This window comes from Streptomyces sp. NPDC059850 (genome assembly GCF_042731515.1).
In the GTDB taxonomy this organism is placed as follows: domain Bacteria; phylum Actinomycetota; class Actinomycetes; order Streptomycetales; family Streptomycetaceae; genus Streptomyces.
Genome location: NZ_JBHWJI010000035.1, coordinates 43,228 through 61,739 on the forward strand (window position 1 = coordinate 43,228; position 18,512 = coordinate 61,739).

General features: G+C 71.2%; 17 protein-coding genes. 14 read left to right on the top strand and 3 right to left on the bottom strand.

The window, feature by feature from the left end:
- Window positions 1-24 precede the first annotated feature (24 nt).
- Complete coding sequence (locus ACFV9T_RS26490; RefSeq protein ID WP_385444538.1) at window positions 25-1,254, bottom strand: DUF349 domain-containing protein; 1,230 nt, start codon at window positions 1,252-1,254, stop codon at window positions 25-27.
- 214 nt (window positions 1,255-1,468) lie between these two features.
- Window positions 1,469-2,329, bottom strand: a complete 861-nt coding sequence (locus tag ACFV9T_RS26495; protein WP_385444539.1) for a peptidylprolyl isomerase — start codon at window positions 2,327-2,329, stop codon at window positions 1,469-1,471.
- Window positions 2,330-2,487: 158 nt separating this feature from the next.
- On the opposite strand from ACFV9T_RS26495, the gene ACFV9T_RS26500 reads away from it, so the two are divergent.
- The 4 genes from ACFV9T_RS26500 to ACFV9T_RS26515 all read left to right on the top strand — a co-directional run bounded on the left by ACFV9T_RS26500 (window position 2,488) and on the right by ACFV9T_RS26515 (window position 6,852).
- The gene (locus tag ACFV9T_RS26500; protein ID WP_385444541.1) at window positions 2,488-3,207 is read left to right on the top strand and encodes an MBL fold metallo-hydrolase; all 720 of its coding nucleotides are present in this window, start codon (window positions 2,488-2,490) and stop codon (window positions 3,205-3,207) included.
- A 14-nt stretch (window positions 3,208-3,221) separates the two neighbouring features.
- Window positions 3,222-4,484 carry a histidine--tRNA ligase gene (gene hisS, locus ACFV9T_RS26505; RefSeq protein WP_385444543.1) on the top strand — a complete coding sequence of 421 codons (1,263 nt, stop codon included), beginning with the start codon at window positions 3,222-3,224 and terminating at the stop codon, window positions 4,482-4,484.
- 258 nt (window positions 4,485-4,742) lie between these two features.
- On the top strand, window positions 4,743-5,390 hold the full coding sequence (locus ACFV9T_RS26510) for a vitamin K epoxide reductase family protein (RefSeq protein WP_385444545.1): 648 nt from the start codon (window positions 4,743-4,745) through the stop codon (window positions 5,388-5,390).
- Window positions 5,391-5,481: 91 nt separating this feature from the next.
- The gene (locus ACFV9T_RS26515) at window positions 5,482-6,852 is read left to right on the top strand and encodes a replication-associated recombination protein A (RefSeq protein ID WP_385444547.1); all 1,371 of its coding nucleotides are present in this window, start codon (window positions 5,482-5,484) and stop codon (window positions 6,850-6,852) included.
- 106 nt (window positions 6,853-6,958) lie between these two features.
- Here ACFV9T_RS26515 and ACFV9T_RS26520 read toward each other — a convergent pair whose 3' ends face one another.
- The gene (locus ACFV9T_RS26520) at window positions 6,959-7,705 is read right to left on the bottom strand and encodes a DUF2470 domain-containing protein (RefSeq protein WP_385444549.1); all 747 of its coding nucleotides are present in this window, start codon (window positions 7,703-7,705) and stop codon (window positions 6,959-6,961) included.
- Between the two features lie 193 nt (window positions 7,706-7,898).
- Here ACFV9T_RS26520 and rpsD point away from each other — a divergent pair, with 193 nt between their 5' ends.
- The 10 genes from rpsD (at window position 7,899) to aroB (ending at window position 18,479) form a co-directional block, all read left to right on the top strand.
- Entirely contained in the window at window positions 7,899-8,510 is a 612-nt protein-coding gene (rpsD, locus tag ACFV9T_RS26525) for a 30S ribosomal protein S4 (RefSeq protein WP_009713641.1), read from the top strand.
- Between the two features lie 261 nt (window positions 8,511-8,771).
- Window positions 8,772-9,212 carry a DUF948 domain-containing protein gene (locus ACFV9T_RS26530; RefSeq protein ID WP_385444552.1) on the top strand — a complete coding sequence of 147 codons (441 nt, stop codon included), beginning with the start codon at window positions 8,772-8,774 and terminating at the stop codon, window positions 9,210-9,212.
- Window positions 9,213-9,220: 8 nt separating this feature from the next.
- Window positions 9,221-9,550, top strand: a complete 330-nt coding sequence (locus ACFV9T_RS26535; RefSeq protein ID WP_385444554.1) for a DUF6167 family protein — start codon at window positions 9,221-9,223, stop codon at window positions 9,548-9,550.
- Window positions 9,550-12,237 carry an alanine--tRNA ligase gene (alaS, locus tag ACFV9T_RS26540; RefSeq protein WP_385444556.1) on the top strand — a complete coding sequence of 896 codons (2,688 nt, stop codon included), beginning with the start codon at window positions 9,550-9,552 and terminating at the stop codon, window positions 12,235-12,237. Before ACFV9T_RS26535 ends, alaS begins: the two co-directional genes overlap by 1 nt.
- A gap of 2 nt (window positions 12,238-12,239) precedes the next feature.
- On the top strand, window positions 12,240-12,704 hold the full coding sequence (gene ruvX / locus ACFV9T_RS26545) for a Holliday junction resolvase RuvX (protein ID WP_385444558.1): 465 nt from the start codon (window positions 12,240-12,242) through the stop codon (window positions 12,702-12,704).
- 91 nt (window positions 12,705-12,795) lie between these two features.
- Complete coding sequence (mltG, locus tag ACFV9T_RS26550; protein ID WP_385444559.1) at window positions 12,796-14,622, top strand: endolytic transglycosylase MltG; 1,827 nt, start codon at window positions 12,796-12,798, stop codon at window positions 14,620-14,622.
- Window positions 14,623-14,628: 6 nt separating this feature from the next.
- Window positions 14,629-15,471 carry a shikimate dehydrogenase gene (locus tag ACFV9T_RS26555; protein ID WP_385444561.1) on the top strand — a complete coding sequence of 281 codons (843 nt, stop codon included), beginning with the start codon at window positions 14,629-14,631 and terminating at the stop codon, window positions 15,469-15,471.
- 187 nt (window positions 15,472-15,658) lie between these two features.
- The gene (aroC, locus tag ACFV9T_RS26560) at window positions 15,659-16,843 is read left to right on the top strand and encodes a chorismate synthase (protein ID WP_385444563.1); all 1,185 of its coding nucleotides are present in this window, start codon (window positions 15,659-15,661) and stop codon (window positions 16,841-16,843) included.
- A gap of 47 nt (window positions 16,844-16,890) precedes the next feature.
- Window positions 16,891-17,373, top strand: coding sequence for a shikimate kinase (locus ACFV9T_RS26565; protein WP_385444613.1), 483 nt, complete (start codon window positions 16,891-16,893; stop codon window positions 17,371-17,373).
- Window positions 17,370-18,479, top strand: coding sequence for a 3-dehydroquinate synthase (gene aroB / locus ACFV9T_RS26570; RefSeq protein WP_385444565.1), 1,110 nt, complete (start codon window positions 17,370-17,372; stop codon window positions 18,477-18,479). The genes ACFV9T_RS26565 and aroB overlap by 4 nt, the downstream gene beginning before the upstream one ends.
- The last annotated feature ends 33 nt before the right edge of the window (window positions 18,480-18,512 follow it).

Sequence of the window (18,512 nt, forward strand, 5' to 3'; positions counted from 1 at the left end):
GTTCAGACGTTCAGCTGTCCGGCGTCAGCCGCCGAACTCCTCCAGGCCCTTGAGCGCCTGGTCCAGCAGCGCCTGCCGGCCCTCCAGCTCCTTGGAGAGCTTGTCGGCCTTCGCGTTGTTCCCCGCCGCGCGGGCCGCGTCGACCTGGGAGCGCAGCTTGTCGACGGCGTCCTGGAGCTGACCGGTGAGCCCCTGGGCGCGCGCCCGCGCCTCCGGGTTCGTACGCCGCCACTCGGCCTCGTCGGCCTCCTGGAAGGCGCGCTCGACCGTGTGCAGCCGGCCCTCGACGCGGGCGCGGGCGTCCCGCGGCACATGGCCGATGGCCTCCCACCGCTCGTTGATCGACCGGAACGCCGCGCGGGACGCCTTCAGGTCCGAGATCGGCAGCAGCTTCTCGGCCTCGGCGACCAGCTCCTCCTTGCGCTCCAGGTTCTCCCGCTGCTCGGCGTCGCGCTCCGCGAAGACCGCGCCCCGGGCCTGGAAGAAGACGTCCTGAGCGCCCCGGAACCGGTTCCACAGGTCGTCCTCGTGCTCGCGCTGCGCGCGGCCCGCGGCCTTCCAATCGGACATCAGCTCCCGGTAGCGGGCCGCGGTCGGCCCCCAGTCGGTGGAGCCGGACAGCGCCTCCGCCTCGGCGACCAGCTTCTCCTTGGTCTGCCGGGCCTCCTCGCGCTGCGCGTCCAGCGCCGCGAAGTGCGCCTTGCGCCGCTTGGAGAACGCCGAGCGGGCGTGCGAGAACCGGTGCCACAGCGCGTCGTCCGCCTTGCGGTCCAGCCGCGGCAAGCCCTTCCAGGTGTCGACCAGGGCGCGCAGCCGCTCCCCGGCCGCCCGCCACTGCTCACTGGCCGCCAGCTCCTCGGCCTCGGCGACCAGCGCCTCCTTGGCCTGCCGGGCCTCGTCGGCCTGGACCGCCTTGGCCGCCCGGCGCTCCTCACGGCGCGCCTCGACGTCCTTGGCGAGCTGGTCGAGCCGCTTGCGCAGCGCGTCCAGGTCGCCGACCACATGGTGCTCGTCGACCTGCTGCCGGATGTGTTCGATGGCCGCCGTCGCGTCCTTGGCCGACAGGTCGGTGGTCTTGACCCGGCGCTCGAGAAGGTCGATCTCGACGACCAGACCGTCGTACTTGCGTTCGAAGTAGGCGAGGGCCTCTTCCGGCGACCCCGCCTGCCACGATCCGACGACCTGCTCACCGCCGGCCGTACGCACGTACACGGTCCCCGTCTCGTCGACGCGGCCCCAAGGCTCGCTGCTCACAGCGCCTCCTCCACATGATGCCGGGGCGGGCGTGCGGCCCGCGGGCATCGTCCACAGTTTCTTCCGGCCGGGCAGCGACGCCCGGGCCGGTCTCCCAGCAGGATGGTGCGGCCATCGCGGCAGACACCCTGCACAACGCCAACATAGGCGACCGGTGCCCCGGCTGTCCGTATCCTGCGCGACCGAAATTTCGCGGTACGCACGCCCGGCGACCTCAGGACTTGGTGACCGTCGCCTTGTTGATCACCACGCTGGCGTTCGGGGCGGTGTTCTGCATCTGATCGGGGGCCGCCGCTCCGGCGGAGGCGATCTTCTTCAGGACCTTCATACCGTCCTTGGAGATCTTCCCGAAGGGCGTGTAGTCCGGCGGCAGCGGGCTGTCCTGGTAGACCAGGAAGAACTGGCTGCCGCCGCTGTCGCGGCCCTGCTTGGTCTGCGCGTTGTACTGGTTCGCCATCGCGACCGTGCCCGCCGGGTACTTGCCGCCCTTGAGCGAGGGGTCCTTCAGGTTCTCGTCCGGCAGCTTGTAGCCGGGGCCGCCCGCGCCGGTGCCCTGCGGATCACCGCACTGGAGCACGTAGATCTGCTGGGGCACCAGCCGGTGGCACTTGGTGTGGTCGAAGTACCCCTTGCCCGCCAGGAAGTTGAACGAGTTCACCGTGTGCGGCGCCTTGGCCGCGTCCATGTCGATGGAGATGTCCCCGCAGGTCGTCTCCAGGTTCATGGCGTACGAGGCCGACTTGTCGATGGAGACCGCGGGCTCCTTCTTGAACGACATCTTCTTCGGCTTCTTCCCCGCGACCGCCTTCGCCTCCTTGGCGCACGGGTCCGGCGCCTTGCTGGTGGAGGGGGCCGAAGGAGTGGACGCGGCGTCGTCCTTCTTCTTGTCCTTGTCGTCCCCGGAGAAGGCGCCCGCGGCCGCCACGGCCCCGCCGCCCGCCAGCACCACGGCCAGCACGGAAGCGATCACCACATTGCGCTGGCGGGACTTGCGCCGTGCCGTCTCGCGCCGCTGCTGCTGCCGCAGGTACTTCTCCCGGGCAAGCTGCCGCCGCCGCTGCTCGCTACTGACCACCGGGTCGTCTCCTCACGCCGTATGTCATTCGGTGTCCTGCCGGAGGGCTCGGCCGTACCGTATACGGGTTCGCTGTGCCGGGGCCGCCGCCGGTAAGCTCTGGAGCTGCCGACATTCTTCCGCCGGCCGACTCTTCCGGACGACATTTAAGGACGATCGTGCTCATTGCCGGGTTCCCCGCCGGGGCCTGGGGGACCAACTGCTACCTGGTCGCCCCCGCCGCGGGTGAGGAGTGCGTGATCATCGACCCGGGCCACCAAGCGGCCCAGGGCGTCGAGGAAGCCGTCTCCAAACACCGGCTCAAGCCTGTCGCCGTCATCCTCACCCACGGCCACATCGACCATGTCGCCTCGGTGGTCCCGGTCTGCGGCGCCCATGACGTACCGGCCTGGATCCACCCCGCCGACCGCTACATGATGAGCGACCCGGCCAAGGCGCTCGGGCGGTCCATCGGGACGCAGCTGATGGGCGAGCTGACCGTCGGCGAGCCGGACGACGTGAAGGAACTGGCGGACGGCTCCGAACTGAAGCTGGCCGGGATGGAGTTCACCGTCGCGCACGCGCCGGGCCATACCAAGGGGTCGGTGACCTTCAGGCTGCCCGAACAGGCGGACATCCCCCCGGTGTTCTTCTCGGGCGACCTGCTCTTCGCCGGCTCCATCGGACGCACCGATCTGCCCGGCGGCGACCACGCCGAGATCCTCGAGTCCCTGGCCCGTGTGTGCCTGCCGCTCGACGACTCGACCGTGGTGCTGTCCGGCCACGGCCCCCAGACCAGCATCGGCCGCGAGCGCGCCACCAACCCCTTCCTGCGGCAGGTGGCCGCCGGCCCCCAAGGCGCCGCCGACGCGGCCGCGGCTCCGCGACGAGGAATGTGACGAGAGAACCCACGTTGAGCACCTTCAAGGCCCCCAAGGGCACCTATGACCTGATCCCGCCGGTCTCCGCGACCTACCTCGCGGTGCGGGACGCCATCGCCACCCCGCTCCGGCGGTCCGGCTACGGCTACGTCGAGACCCCCGGCTTCGAGAACGTCGAACTCTTCGCGCGCGGTGTCGGCGAGTCCACCGACATCGTCACGAAGGAGATGTACACCCTCACCACCAAGGGCGGCGACGAGCTGGCGCTGCGCCCCGAGGGGACCGCGTCGGTGCTGCGCGCCGCGCTGGAGGCCAACCTGCACAAGGCCGGGAGCCTGCCGGTCAAGCTCTGGTACTCCGGCTCGTACTACCGCTACGAGCGCCCCCAGAAGGGCCGCTACCGCCACTTCTCGCAGGTCGGCGCCGAGGCGATCGGCGCAGAGGACCCGGCCCTCGACGCCGAGCTGATCATCCTCGCGCACGACGCCTACCGGTCGCTGGGGCTGCGTGACTTCCGCATCCTGCTGAACTCGCTCGGCGACGCCGAGTGCCGCCCCGTCTACCGGGCCGCCCTCCAGGACTTCCTGCGCGGGCTCGACCTGGACGAGGACACCCGGCGGCGCATCGACATCAACCCGCTGCGGGTGCTCGACGACAAGCGGGACGCCGTCCAGAAGCAGCTGACCGGAGCGCCGCTGCTGCGCGACTACCTGTGCGACGGCTGCCGCGAATACCACGCGCAGGTGCGCGAGCTGATCACCACGCAGGGCGTGGTCTTCGAGGACGACCCGAAGCTGGTCCGCGGCCTCGACTACTACACCCGGACCACCTTCGAGTTCGTCCACGACGGGCTCGGCTCGCAGTCCGCGGTCGGCGGCGGCGGCCGGTACGACGGCCTCTCCGAGATGATCGGCGGCCCGGCGCTCCCGTCGGTCGGCTGGGCGCTCGGGGTGGACCGTACGGTGCTCGCGCTGGAGGCCGAGGGCGTCCGGCTGGACCTGCCGGACGCGACGAGCGTCTTCGCCGTGCCGCTGGGGGAGGAGGCCCGGAAGGTCCTCTTCGGCGTCGTCGCCGAGCTGCGCAAGGAAGGCGTGGCGACCGACTTCGCGTACGGCGGCAAGGGGCTCAAGGCCGCGATGAAGGCCGCGAACCGCAGCGGGGCGCGGTACGCCATCGTGGCGGGCGAGCGTGACTTCGCGGAGGGCGTGGTCCAGCTGAAGGACATGGAGTCGGGCGAACAGGAGGCCGTTCCGCTGTCCAAGATCGTGACCGCGGTCCAGGCGAAGCTGAGCTGACTCCCTCAGAGGGGGCTGCCGTCAACGCGGCGGGAGCGATTCATCCTGCCAATCGACGCGGCCCCCCGGGGCCGGTCCCGCCCCTCGGGGCGGGATCATGGCCCCCCGCTGCGCCCCGGAGCCCGTGCTTATCCGCGCCCAACGGAAGATCCGCGAAGATGGTCGGGCCCTGACAACGGGGCATTGCGGCGCCATGGGTTGGGGCACAATGGCCGTGCCCGACGGGGCCGGACAGTGTGGAGAGCGACGGACGGCGATATGGCGACGACACTGATGGACGACGTGGAGTCCGACGAGGCGCGGGACGGCGCTCGGACCGGAACGGGGGGCGGCCGCGCCTTCGCGCTCCTGCTCATGATCACCGGCGCGATGGGGCTGCTGGCGGCCTGGGTCATCACGCTCGACAAGAACAAGATCCTTGAGTTCAAGGCCGACGGCAAGGTCTTCACCCCCGGCTGCAGCCTCAACCCCGTGGTCTCCTGCGGCAACATCATGGAGAGCAAGCAGGCCGAGGCGTTCGGCTTCCCGAACCCGATGCTCGGCCTGGTCGCCTACGGGATCGTCATCTGCGTGGGCGTCTCCCTGCTGGCCGGGGCGCGCTTCCCGCGCTGGTACTGGCTGACGTTCAACGCGGGCACCCTCTTCGGCGCCGGTTTCGTGACCTGGCTCCAGTACGAGTCGCTGTACGTCATCGGCTCGCTGTGCCTGTGGTGCTGCCTGGCCTGGGTCGCCACCATCGTGATGTTCTGCTACGTCACCGGCCACAACCTCAAGCACGGCTACCTCCCGGCGCCCGACGGACTGCGGCGCGGGCTGCTGGAGTTCCACTGGGTGGTTCCGGTGATGTGGCTCGGCGTGATCGGGATGCTGATCCTGACGCGCTGGTGGGACTTCTGGACCAGCTAACCCCAGCCCGGGAATCCGCCCGAGCCCGCGAAACCGCTGGCCCGGGCCCCGGGGAAGGGGCGCTGTCGGTGCGGTGTCATAGGCTTCCCGGGTGGAGCCAGATCTGTTCACCGCCGCCGCCGAGGACCGCCAGGAGAAGGACCCGTCCAGCAGTCCGCTGGCCGTGCGCATGCGCCCGCGCACGCTGGACGAGGTCGCAGGCCAGCAGCATCTGCTGCGCCCCGGGGCCCCGTTGCGCAGACTGGTCGGCGAGGGCAGCGGGGGCCCGGCCGGGCCGTCCTCGGTGCTGCTGTGGGGCCCGCCCGGCATCGGGAAGACCACCCTCGCGTATGTGGTCAGCCAGGCCACCCAGAAGCGGTTCGTGGAGCTTTCGGCGATCACCGCGGGGGTGAAGGAGGTGCGGGCCGTCATCGACGGCGCACGCCGCTCCTCGGGGGCGTACGGCCGGGAGACCGTGCTCTTCCTGGACGAGATCCACCGTTTCAGCAAGGCGCAGCAGGATTCGCTGCTGCCCGCCGTGGAGAACCGCTGGGTCACCCTGATCGCGGCCACCACCGAGAACCCGTACTTCTCGGTGATCTCCCCGCTGCTGTCCCGCTCGCTGCTGCTCACCCTGGAACCGCTCACCGACGAGGATCTGCGCGGGCTGCTGCGCCGTGCGCTGGCCGACGAGCGGGGGCTCGGCGGCGCGGTCACCCTGCCCGACGAGGCCGAGGGGCATCTGCTGCGGATCGCGGGCGGGGACGCCCGGCGGGCGCTCACCGCGCTGGAGGCGGGGGCCGGGGCGGCGATCGCCAAGGGCGAGGCGGAGATCACGCTGACCACGCTGGAGGAGGCGGTCAACCGGGCCGCGGTCACCTATGACCGGGCCGGTGATCAGCACTATGACGTGGCAAGCGCTCTCATCAAGTCGATCCGCGGCTCGGATGTGGACGCCGCGCTGCACTATCTGGCGCGGATGATCGAGGCGGGGGAGGACCCGCGGTTCATCGCGCGGCGGCTGATGATCTCGGCGAGCGAGGACATCGGGCTGGCCGATCCGACCGCCCTGCCCACCGCCGTGGCGGCGGCGCAGGCGGTCGCGCTGATCGGTTTCCCCGAGGCCGCTCTGACGCTCAGCCATGCCACGATCGCGCTGGCGCTCGCGCCCAAGTCCAACGCGGCCACGACGGCGATAGGGGCGGCGCTGGCGGACGTCCGGGCGGGGCTCGCGGGCCCGGTGCCGCCGCATCTGCGGGACGGGCACTACAAGGGCGCCGAAAAGCTCGGCCACGCCCAGGGCTATCTGTATCCGCACGATCTGCCGGGCGGTATCGCGGCGCAGCAGTACGCGCCGGACAAGATCCACGGGAAGCGCTACTACGAGCCGACGCGGTACGGGGCGGAGGCCCGCTACGCCGATGTGGTCGAGCGGGTCCGGGCGCGGCTGCGCGGTGACCCGCCGCCGGAGTCCTCGCAGTAAGGGGTCCTCTTAGTAAGGGGTTTCGGCCCGCGCCGCCCCCGCACCCCTGGTCCGGGGGCGCCGTCACGGGCTTGCTCCGTCCCGGGCCGGGCGCCCGGGGCCGCTCCTAGTCGGCGGCCGCCTCGAACAGGGCGTGCATCGCGCGGCGCAGTTCGGAGACGCTCTCCACCGGCTCCGGGAAGTCGAAGCGCGCGTCGAACGGCTGGTCGGCGTCGTCGGTGAAGCGGACGCGCAGGCCGAAGCGGTCGAGGGCCACGGGGATCGCGGCGCCACGGGTGCACACCATGGACGAGCGCTCGCCCAGCAGGGCGCACAGCCCGCTCACCTGGTCGCTGTGGGCCGCGTGCAGATGCTGCAGCAGCTCGGCCTCGTGCGGGGCGAGCGGGTCGGGGGCGGCCTGCGCGAAGTCGTCCGGCTCGACGCCGTCCGCGCCCCACAGGTCGTCCACACAGGCCTCGGCGACCTCCAGCCGCAGCAGCGTCCACGCGGCGGTCCGGCTGCGCGGTCCGGCGGCGGAGTCGGGCTGCAGGGCCTCCCCGAGGCCCAGCAGCTCACCGACCGGGTGGTGCTGGGCGAGCAGTGCCGCGCTCGCGGCGCGGTCGCCGCCGCGTACGGGGGTGAGCCAGCCCGCCACCCAGGCGCGGCCGCGAATCCGCTGGGGCACCGAGACCGGGGCGACATCCGTGATCTCTATCACGCAGGTCAGGTCGTCATCCTGCGCGTAGGCCGCGGCGCGGGCCGCCGGTGAGGCGCCGGAGACCAGCAACAGCACATCCCCGTCCGGGGTGACGGCGCGGGCGGCCGGTCCGTCCGTGCCGAGATCATCGGGGACCTCGATTCCGGGAATCGTCAATGACGCCGTAGCCTTGGCTTCCACGAGAGTTCGTACACGCTCTGCCGCCGTAGGCCGCAGGGCGTCTTCCTTGGGACGCGGCTGACCCTCCTGAAGGCTCTGAGCAGTGCTGGGCAGGGGGATCCCAGGTCGAAACATGCGTTCTCCTCGGCTAAGGTAAGGCATACCTAACTTACATGGAGGTTCGTTCCACGTGAACCAGTCGCGTCCCAAGGTCAAGAAGTCGCGCGCACTCGGCATCGCGCTGACGCCGAAGGCCGTCAAGTACTTCGAGGCCCGTCCCTACCCGCCCGGCGAGCACGGCCGTGGCCGCAAGCAGACCAGTGACTACAAGGTCCGGCTGCTGGAGAAGCAGCGCCTGCGCGCTCAGTACGACATCAGCGAGCGCCAGATGGCCCGTGCCTACGACCGCGCTCGGAAGGTCGATGGCAAGACAGGCGAGGCCCTGATCATCGAGCTTGAGCGCCGTCTGGACGCGCTCGTCCTGCGGTCGGGAATCGCCCGCACGATTTACCAGGCCCGCCAGATGGTGGTCCACGGTCACATCGAGGTCAACGGCCGCAAGGTCGACAAGCCCTCCTTCCGGGTCCGCCCGGACGACGTGGTGATGGTCCGCGAGCGCAGCCGCGAGAAGCACCCCTTCCAGGTGGCCCGTGAGGGTGGCTACGCCCCCGACGGCGAGACCCCGCGCTACCTGCAGGTCAACCTGAAGGCGCTCGCCTTCCGCCTGGACCGGGACCCGAACCGCAAGGAGGTCCCGGTGATCTGCGACGAGCAGCTCGTCGTCGAGTACTACGCCCGCTGACCCAGCGGATCCGTCTGTGCTCAACAGCCCGCGGGTTCCCCATCGACCGCTGTGTCGGAGGGGAGCCCGCGGGCTGTTTGGCTGAGGGGAATGCGTTTCAGCCGGGCCTGCCCGGCGCGATAGGGTCGATACCTGCCGCCCGCGCCGGATGACCGCCCGAGACCGGCGGGCGACGGACGACTCGAATCGACGCACGATTCGAATCGACGGACGACCTGAACGACGACGACCGACGTGATCGGCAGCAGGGAGCGGTGCAACGTGTCCGGTGGAGAGGTGGCCGGGATCCTCGTGGCCGTCTTCTGGGCGATCCTGGTGTCCTTCCTCGCCCTCGCCCTGGTGAGGCTCGCCCAGACGCTCAAGGCGACGACCCGGCTGGTGGCCGAGGTCACCGAGCAGGCGGTGCCGCTGCTCAGCGAGGCGTCAGCGACCGTGCGCGAGGCGAACACCCAGCTCGCGCGCGTGGACTCGATCGCCTCCGACGTCCAGGAGGTCACCTCGAACGCCTCCGCGCTGTCCTCGACCGTCTCCTCCGCCTTCGGCGGACCGCTGGTCAAGGTGGCCGCGTTCGGCTACGGCGTCCGGCGCGCGATCGGCCGTAAGGCGGCTCCCGAGGACGCGCCCGCGCGCACCGTTGTCATCGGCAAGACCCTGCCGTCCGCCCGCCGGGGCGGCCGCCGCAACCGTGGATCGAAGGGCTGAGAGACCGGATGTTCCGCCGCACTTTCTGGTTCACCACCGGCGTCGCAGCCGGTGTGTGGGCCACCACCAAGGTCCAGCGCAAGCTCAACCAGCTCACCCCCGAGAGCCTGGCGGCGCAGGCCGCCGACCGGGCGGTGCTCGCCGGACGGCGGATCAAGGTCTTCGCGCTCGACGTGCGCGACGGCATGGCCGACCGCGAGGCGGCCCTCAAGGACGCCCTGGGACTGACCTCGGCGCCGCCCAACGACCTCACGCAGCTCCCCGCCCAGCGCGGCCGGGCCCAGCTCACCCACACGTCTCCGTACCCCTACCCGAACGCCCGAAATGAGGACCACTGATGGAGTCGGCTGAAATCCGCCGCCGCTGGCTGCGCTTCTTCGAGGAGCGCGGGCACACCGTCGTGCCGTCGGCGTCGCTCATCGCGGACGACCCGACCCTGCTGCTGGTCCCCGCGGGCATGGTGCCCTTCAAGCCGTACTTCCTCGGCGAGGTCAAGCCGCCCTTCGACCGCGCCGTCAGCGTGCAGAAGTGCGTGCGGACGCCGGACATCGAAGAGGTCGGCAAGACCACCCGGCACGGCACGTTCTTCCAGATGTGCGGCAACTTCTCGTTCGGCGACTACTTCAAGGAAGGCGCCATCACCTACGCCTGGGAGCTGCTGACCAGCTCCGTGGCGGACGGCGGCTACGGTCTCGACCCCGAGCGCCTGTGGATCACCGTCTACGAGCAGGACGACGAGGCCGAGCGCATCTGGCGCGACGTCGTCGGCGTCCCCGCCGAGCGCATCCAGCGCCTGGGCATGGGCCCCAACTACTGGTCCATGGGCGTCCCCGGCCCCTGCGGCCCCTGCTCCGAGATCAACTACGACCGTGGTCCGGAGTTCGGCGAGGAGGGCGGCCCGGCCGTCAACGACGAGCGCTACGTGGAGATCTGGAACCTGGTCTTCATGCAGTACGAGCGCGGCGCGGGGGAGGGCAAGGAGAACTTCCCCATCCTCGGTGAGCTGCCCAGCAAGAACATCGACACCGGCCTCGGCCTCGAACGCCTCGCGATGATCCTGCAGGGCGTGCGGAACATGTACGAGACCGACACCCTGCGCGTCGTGATGGACAAGGCCACCGAGCTGACCGGGGTCGCCTACGGCGCCGCCCACGAGTCCGACGTATCGCTGCGCGTGGTCGCCGACCACATGCGCACCTCCGTCATGCTCATCGGCGACGGCGTCACCCCCGGCAACGAGGGCCGCGGCTATGTGCTGCGCCGCATCATGCGCCGCGCCATCCGCAACATGCGCATCCTCGGCGCCACCGAGCCGGTCGTCGGCGAGCTGGTGGACACGGTCCTCAAGACGATGGGCCAGCAGTACCCGGAGCTGCTGACCGACCGCAAGCGCGTCGAGACCGTCGCGCTCGCCGAGGAGTCGGCCTTCCTGAAGACCCTCAAGGCCGGTACGAACATCCTCGACACCGCTGTCACCGACACCAAGGCCGCGGGCGGCTCGGTGCTGGCCGGCGACAAGGCGTTCCTGCTCCACGACACCTGGGGCTTCCCGATCGACCTCACCCTGGAGATGGCCGCCGAACAGGGCCTCTCGGTGGACGAGGACGGCTTCCGCCGCCTGATGCGGGAGCAGCGGGAGCGCGCCAAGGCCGACGCCAAGTCCAAGAAGACCGGCCACGCCGACCTGTCCGCCTACCGCGAGGTCGCCGACACCTCCGGCTCGACCGAGTTCACCGGCTACAGCGACACCTCCGGCGAGTCCACCGTCGTCGGCCTGCTGGTCGACGGGGTGTCCTCGCCCGCCGCCTCCGAGGGCGACGAGGTCGAGGTCGTCCTCGACCGCACCCCCTTCTACGCCGAGGGCGGCGGCCAGCTCGCCGACATGGGCAGGATCAAGCTGTCCTCCGGCGCCGTCGTCGAGGTGCGGGACGTCCAGCAGCCGGTGCCCGGCGTCAGCGTGCACAAGGGCGTCGTCCAGGTCGGCGAGGTGACGGTCGGCTCCGCCGCGTACGCCGAGATCGACGTCGCCCGCCGCCGGGCCATCGCCCGCGCCCACAGCGCCACCCACCTCACCCACCAGGCGCTGCGCGACGCCCTGGGCCCGACCGCCGCCCAGGCCGGTTCGGAGAACTCGCCCGGCCGCTTCCGCTTCGACTTCGGCTCGCCGTCCGCCGTCCCCGGCGGGGTGCTCACCGACGTCGAGCAGAAGATCAACGAGGTGCTCTCCCGCGAACTCGATGTCCGCGCCGAGGTCATGAGCATGGACGACGCCAAGAAGCAGGGCGCCATCGCCGAGTTCGGCGAGAAGTACGGCGACCGGGTGCGCGTGGTGACCATCGGCGACTTCTCCAAGGAGCTGTGCGGCGGTACGCACGTCCACAACACCGCCCAGCTGGGTCTGGTGAAGCTGCTCGGCGAGTCCTCCATCGGCTCCGGCGTGCGCCGCGTGGAGGCTCTGGTGGGCGTGGACGCGTACAACTTCCTCGCGCGTGAGCACACGGTCGTCTCCCAGCTCACCGACCTGGTCAAGGGGCGTCCTGAGGAGCTTCCGGAGAAGATCTCCGGCATGCTCGCCAAGCTCAAGGACGCCGAGAAGGAGATCGAGCGGTTCCGCGCCGAGAAGGTGCTGCAGGCCGCCGCCGGGCTCGCCGACGGCGCCAAGGACGTCCGGGGCGTCTCGCTGGCCACGGGCCGAATGCCGGACAGCACCTCCGCCGACGACCTGCGCAAGCTGGTGCTGGACGTACGCGGACGGCTGGACCAGAAGTCGGGCGCCGTCGACCGGCCCGCCGTCGTCGCCCTGTTCACCGTGGCGAACGGCCGTCCGCTGACCGTCATCGCCACCAACGAGGCGGCCCGCGAGCGCGGTCTCAAGGCCGGTGACCTGGTCCGTACCGCCGCCAAGACGCTCGGCGGCGGAGGCGGCGGCAAGCCGGACGTCGCCCAGGGCGGCGGCCAGAACCCGGACGCCGTCGGCGACGCCATCGAGGCCGTCGAGCGGCTCGTCGCGGAATCGGGCCAGTAGCCGTGCGGCGCGGCCGGCGTATCGCCATCGACGTCGGGGACGCCCGGATCGGGGTCGCCTCGTGCGACCCCGACGGGATCCTCGCCACCCCCGTGGAGACCGTGCCGGGACGCGACATCCCGGCCGCCCACAAGCGGCTGGCGGCCCTCGTCGAGGAGTACGAGCCCATCGAGGTGGTGATCGGCCTCCCGCGCTCGCTCAACGGGCGTGAGGGGCCGGCCGCGACCAAGGTGCGCACCTTCGCCCGGGAGCTGGCGCGGCGGGTCCAGCCGGTCTCCGTACGGCTCGTGGACGAACGTATGACGACCGTCACAGCGACGCATGGCCTCCGGGCTTCCGGGGTGTCGTCCAAGAAGGGCCGTTCGGTGGTTGACCAGGCAGCTGCGGTGGTCATCCTGCAGAGCGCGCTGGAGACCGAGCGGGCCTCGGGGCGGGCCCCGGGCGAGGCCGTCGAAGTGGTCATCTGATCGCGATACTGTAACGTTCCGCGCGACATGGCAGCCGTCGCTTGTGCCGCGAGCGCACACGGTGGCTGCCACCGCCATCGCTAGGGGTTCGATGACTGAGTACGGCCGGGGACCCGGCTCCCAACCGTGGCATCCCGAGGACCCGTTGTACGGGGACCAGGGATGGGGCGGGCATCAGGCGGTGACGGGTCAGGAACCGTATCCGCAGGACCCGAACGACCCCTACGGACAGGTCCCCTACGCACCGGACGGCTACGCGCAAGGCGGCTACGACCCGGCTCTCCACAGCCAGGACGTCTACGGGCAGGACCCCTACGGGCACCAGCAGTACCCGCACGGATACCCGCAGGACGCCCAGCCGTTCCCGCAGCAGCAACAGCAACCCCCCTGGGACCAGCACGGCCAGCAGGGGCAGCAGCAGTACGACACCGGCGGCTGGGACGTCTCGTACGGCGCCGGGATGGACCCGAACGACCCGTACGGCTACGCGGCCCAGGGCGGCGGCCAGGAGGGCTTCCCGCAGCAGGCGGCGCACGAACCCCCGCAGGCGATGCCGCAGGACGCGCAGATGCCGGGGCAGACCCAGCAGATGCCCCAGGTACCGCAGCAGGCACAGCCGCCGCAGCAGGAACAGGAGCCGCAGGAGCCGCAGGAGCCGCAGGAGCCGGAGCAGCGGGCATCCCGGAAGGACGCCCCGGCGGACGACCACCCGTTCTTCCGGAACGACAGCGGCGGCACGGCGGACGACGGCGAGGACGACGCCTCCGAGGGGCGCTCCAAGAAGTCCAAGAGAGCCCAGAAGGCCGAGCGGGCCGAGAAGGCGAAGAAGGGGAAGTCCGAGCCCAAGCGCCGCAACGGGGTCGCCTGTCTCTTCGTCACCGTCGTCCTGGTGGGCGTCGTCGGCGGAGGCGGCTACTTCGCCTACGACTTCTGGCAGACCCGCTTCGGCCCGGCGCCGGACTACGAGGGCCAGGGCTCCGGTCAGGTCGAGGTGGAGGTCCCCGACGGCTCGGGCAACGCCGAAATCGGCGGCATCCTCGCCGAAAAGGGCGTGGTGAAGAGCAGCGGCGCATTCGTGGAAGCCGTGGAGAGCAGCGGCAAGTTCGTCCAGCCGGGCAGCTACAGCCTCCGCAAGGAAATGTCCGGCGAGGCCGCGGTGAAGCTGATGCTCAGCCCCGCGGGCAACAACGCGCTGATCGTCACCGAGGGCATGCGCGATGTGGCGGTCTACGCGGCGATCGACAAGAAGACCGGCGTCAAGGCGGGCACCACGGCGGGCGTTGCCAAGAAGGAGGCCAAGAACCTCGGGCTGCCTTCCTGGGCGAATGACAATGCGAAGATCAAGGATCCGCTGGAAGGATTCCTCTACCCGTCCCGCTACAGCGTGGGCAAGAACGCGAAGCCCGCGGACGTGCTGCGCAAGATGGTCGCCGAGGCCAAGCGGAACTACGCGAAGCAGGACCTGGAGGGCCAGGCCAAGGAGCTGGGTCTCAAGAGCCCGCTGCAACTCATCACGGTGGCGAGCCTGGTCCAGGCAGAGGGCATCACCCACAGCGACTTCCGCAAGATGGCCGAAGTGGTCTACAACCGGCTCAAGGTCGGCAACACCGAGACCAATGGCAAGCTGGAATTCGACTCGACGTACAACTACGTCAAGAACCAGAGCAAGCTCGATATCTCGATCAGCGAGATCAAGGGCTACGACAACCCGTACAACACCTACTTCTACAAGGGTCTGCCGCCGGGCCCGATCGGGAACCCCGGCGCGGACGCGCTCAAGGCGTCGATGAACCCGACCGGCGACGGCTGGTACTACTTCGTGGCGATCGGCAACAAGAGTCAGTTCTCCAAGACCTACGCGGAACATCAGAAGTGGGTCGACAAGTTCAACAAGCAGCAGCGCGAGAACACCGGCTGAGGAAAGATGTCGCACAACCGCAAGGCAGCCGTGCTCGGCTCGCCGGTCGCCCACTCCCTGTCCCCGGCGCTGCACAACGCCGCGTACCGGAAGCTGGGGCTCGACGGCTGGCACTACGGCACCGTCGAACTCGACGAGGCCGCGCTGCCGGGCTTCTTCGAGCGGCTCGGCACGGCGGGCGAGCCGGACTGGGCGGGGTTCTCGGTGACCATGCCGCTCAAGCGCGCGGTCATCCCGCTGCTGGACCGGGTCAGCGACACGGCGGCCTCCGTGGAGGCGGTCAACACGGTCGTCCTGACCGACGACGGCCGGCGGCTCGGCGACAACACGGACATCCCCGGCATGGTGGCGGCACTCGCGGAGCGCGGCGTCCAGCGGGTGGAGCGGGCGGCCGTCCTGGGCGCCGGGGCCACCGCCTCCTCCGCCCTGGCCGCGCTCTCCCGCATCTGCGACGGCGAGGTCACCGCGTACGTCCGCAGCGACGCCCGGGCCGCCGAGGTGCGGCAGTGGGGCGAGCGGCTGGGCGTGACGGTGCATACGGCGGACTGGGCCGACGCGGCCGAGGCGTTCGACGCGCCGCTGGTGATCGCCACCACCCCCGCCGGGACGACCGACGCGCTCGCGGCGTCAGTCCCCGAGCGGCCCGGCACGCTCTTCGACGTCCTCTACGACCCCTGGCCGACCGCCCTGGCCGCCGCCTGGTCGGCGCGCGGCGGCGCGGTAGTCGGCGGGCTCGACCTGCTGGTCCACCAGGCCGTGGGGCAGGTCGAGCAGATCACCGGGCGCGCCCCGGCGCCGCTCGCCGCGATGCGCGAGGCGGGCGAGGCGGCCCTCGCCGCCCGTGGCTGACGCCCGCGCGGCGTTCCCGATCCCGCCCCGACCCGGCCTCGACCCTGTACGGCGTCTCAGGCTCAGGTCCGTCTGATGGACCACTGCCCCGGCCGCCTGGGCGGACGTGGGAGGATCGGAGGAGGCGGGCCAGGCCCCACCAGGTCCCGCCACGAGACGTCGAGGGGCAACGCATGAGGGAGCACCGTTGAGCAGGTTGCGCTGGCTGACCGCGGGGGAGTCGCACGGCCCCGCGCTTGTGGCGACGCTGGAGGGGCTGCCCGCCGGGGTGCCGATCACCACCGACATGGTGGCGGACGCCCTCGCGCGGCGCCGACTCGGTTACGGCCGCGGGGCGCGGATGAAGTTCGAGCGCGACGAGGTCACCTTCATTGGCGGCGTCCGGCACGGTCTGACCCTCGGCTCCCCGGTCGCGATCATGGTCGGCAACACCGAGTGGCCCAAGTGGGAACAGGTCATGGCCGCCGACCCGGTCGACCCCGAGATCCTGGACGGGCTGGCCCGTAACGCGCCGCTGACCCGCCCCCGCCCCGGCCACGCCGACCTCGCGGGCATGCAGAAGTACGGTTTCGACGAGGCGCGGCCCATCCTGGAGCGCGCCAGCGCCCGCGAGACCGCAGCCCGCGTCGCCCTCGGCGCCGTCGCCCGCTCCTACCTCAAGGAGACGGCCGGGATCGAGATCGTCTCCCATGTGACCGAGCTGGCCGCCGCCAAGGCCCCGTACGGCGTCTACCCGAAGCCGTCCGACGTCGAGCGGCTGGACGCCGACCCGGTGCGCTGCCTGGACGCCGACGCGAGCAAGGCGATGGTGGCCGAGATCGACCAGGCCCACAAGGACGGCGACACCCTCGGCGGCGTCGTCGAGGTGCTGGCGTACGGCGTGCCGGTGGGTCTCGGCTCGCATGTGCACTGGGACCGCCGACTGGACGCCCGGCTGGCCGCCGCGCTGATGGGCATCCAGGCCATCAAGGGCGTCGAGGTCGGCGACGGCTTCGACCTGGCCCGGGTGCCCGGCTCCCAGGCGCACGACGAGATCGTGGCGACCGACGAGGGCATCAAGCGCTCCTCCGCCCGCTCCGGCGGCACCGAGGGCGGGCTGACCACCGGCGAGCTGCTGCGGGTACGGGCCGCGATGAAGCCCATCGCGACCGTGCCGCGCGCGCTGGCCACCATCGACGTCACCACCGGCGAGGCCACCAAGGCCCACCACCAGCGCTCGGACGTGTGCGCGGTGCCCGCCGCGGGGATCGTCGCCGAGGCGATGGTCGCCCTGGTCGTGGCGGACGCGGTCGCCGAGAAGTTCGGCGGCGACTCGGTCGCCGAGACCCGCCGTAACGTCCAGGGCTTCCTCGACAGCCTGGCCATCCGGTGAGCGGGCCACACGAGGGGGACGGCCCCGCCGCGGTCCTGGTCGGGCCCATGGGCGTCGGGAAGACCACCGTCGGACGGGGGCTCGCGGAGCGGCTGGGCACCACGTTCCGCGACACCGACACCGACATCGTGGAGAGCGCGGGCAAGGAGATCTCCGAGATCTTCATCGACGAGGGCGAGCCCCACTTCCGCGAGCTGGAGCGGCAGGCCGTGCGGACCGCCGTCGCCGGTCATCAGGGCGTGCTGGCGCTCGGCGGCGGCGCGATCCTGGACCCGGGCACCCGCGCCCTGCTCACCGGCCTCCCGGTGGTCTTCCTGGAGATGGGCGTCGCCGAGGCCGTCAAGCGCACCGGTCTGGACGCCCCCCGCCCGCTGCTCGCCGTCAACCCGCGCCAGCGCTGGCGCGAGCTGATGGAGCAGCGCCGCCCGCTGTACACCGAAGTCGCCCGGGCCGTCGTGACGACCGAGGGCCGCACCCCGGACGAGGTCGTCGACGCCGTCATGGACGCACTGGAGCTGAAAAAGGCATGAGCACCGAAACCCCCACGCGCATCCAGGTCGGCGGCACCGCGGGCACCGCGCCGTACGAGGTCCTGGTCGGCCGCCAGCTCCTCGGCGAACTGCCCGGGCTCATCGGGGATGCTGTCAAGCGCGTCGCCGTCCTGCACCCCGAGGCGCTGGCCGACACCGGTGAGGCGATCCGCCAGGACCTCGCCGACCAGGGGTACGAGGCCGTCGCGATCCAGCTGCCGAACGCGGAGGAGTCCAAGACCGCCGAGGTCGCCGCGTACTGCTGGAAGGCGCTCGGCCAGACCGGCTTCACCCGCAGCGATGTGATCGTCGGCGTCGGCGGCGGCGCCACCACCGACCTCGCCGGTTTCGTCGCCGCGACCTGGCTGCGCGGGGTGCGCTGGATCGCCGTCCCGACGACCGTGCTCGGCATGGTCGACGCGGCGGTCGGCGGCAAGACGGGCATCAACACCGCCGAGGGCAAAAACCTCGTCGGCGCCTTCCACCCCCCGGCCGGGGTGCTGTGCGACCTGGCCGCGCTGGACTCGCTGCCCGCCAACGACTACATCAGCGGCCTCGCCGAGGTCATCAAGGCCGGATTCATCGCCGACCCGGCCATCCTGGAGCTGATCGAGCAGGACCCGGCCGCGGCCCGCACCCCCGGCGGCGCGCACACCGCCGAGCTGATCGAGCGTTCCATCCGGGTCAAGGCCGAGGTCGTCTCCAGTGACCTCAGGGAGTCCGGCCTGCGCGAGATCCTCAACTACGGGCACACGCTCGCGCACGCCATCGAGAAGAACGAGCGCTACAACTGGCGGCACGGCGCCGCCGTCTCCGTCGGCATGGTCTTCGCCGCCGAACTGGGCCGTCTCGCGGGCCGCCTGGACGATGCGACCGCCGATCGGCACCGCGCCGTCCTGGAGTCCGTCGGACTGCCGCTCACCTACCGCGGCGACCAGTGGCCCAAGCTGCTGGAGACCATGAAGGTCGACAAGAAGTCCCGCGGTGACCTGCTGCGCTTCATCGTGCTGGACGGCATCGCCAAGCCGACCGTGCTGGAAGGCCCGGACCCGGCGGTGCTGCTCGCGGCGTACGGGGAGATCTCCCGGGAGACGTCCGGGAGCTGACCGGGTTCCGTCACAACCGTGTCATCACCATCG

Excerpts from the sequence above, each read along its gene's own strand:
- mltG (WP_385444559.1), top strand. The coding sequence starts at position 12,796 with ATGACTGAGTACGGCCGGGGACCCGGCTCCCAACCGTGGCATCCCGAG.
- aroB (WP_385444565.1), top strand. The coding sequence starts at position 17,370 with ATGAGCACCGAAACCCCCACGCGCATCCAGGTCGGCGGCACCGCGGGC.
- alaS (WP_385444556.1), top strand. The coding sequence starts at position 9,550 with ATGGAGTCGGCTGAAATCCGCCGCCGCTGGCTGCGCTTCTTCGAGGAG.
- ACFV9T_RS26565 (WP_385444613.1), top strand. The coding sequence starts at position 16,891 with ATGGGCGTCGGGAAGACCACCGTCGGACGGGGGCTCGCGGAGCGGCTG.
- ACFV9T_RS26510 (WP_385444545.1), top strand. The coding sequence starts at position 4,743 with ATGGCGACGACACTGATGGACGACGTGGAGTCCGACGAGGCGCGGGAC.
- ACFV9T_RS26535 (WP_385444554.1), top strand. The coding sequence starts at position 9,221 with ATGTTCCGCCGCACTTTCTGGTTCACCACCGGCGTCGCAGCCGGTGTG.
- ACFV9T_RS26555 (WP_385444561.1), top strand. The coding sequence starts at position 14,629 with ATGTCGCACAACCGCAAGGCAGCCGTGCTCGGCTCGCCGGTCGCCCAC.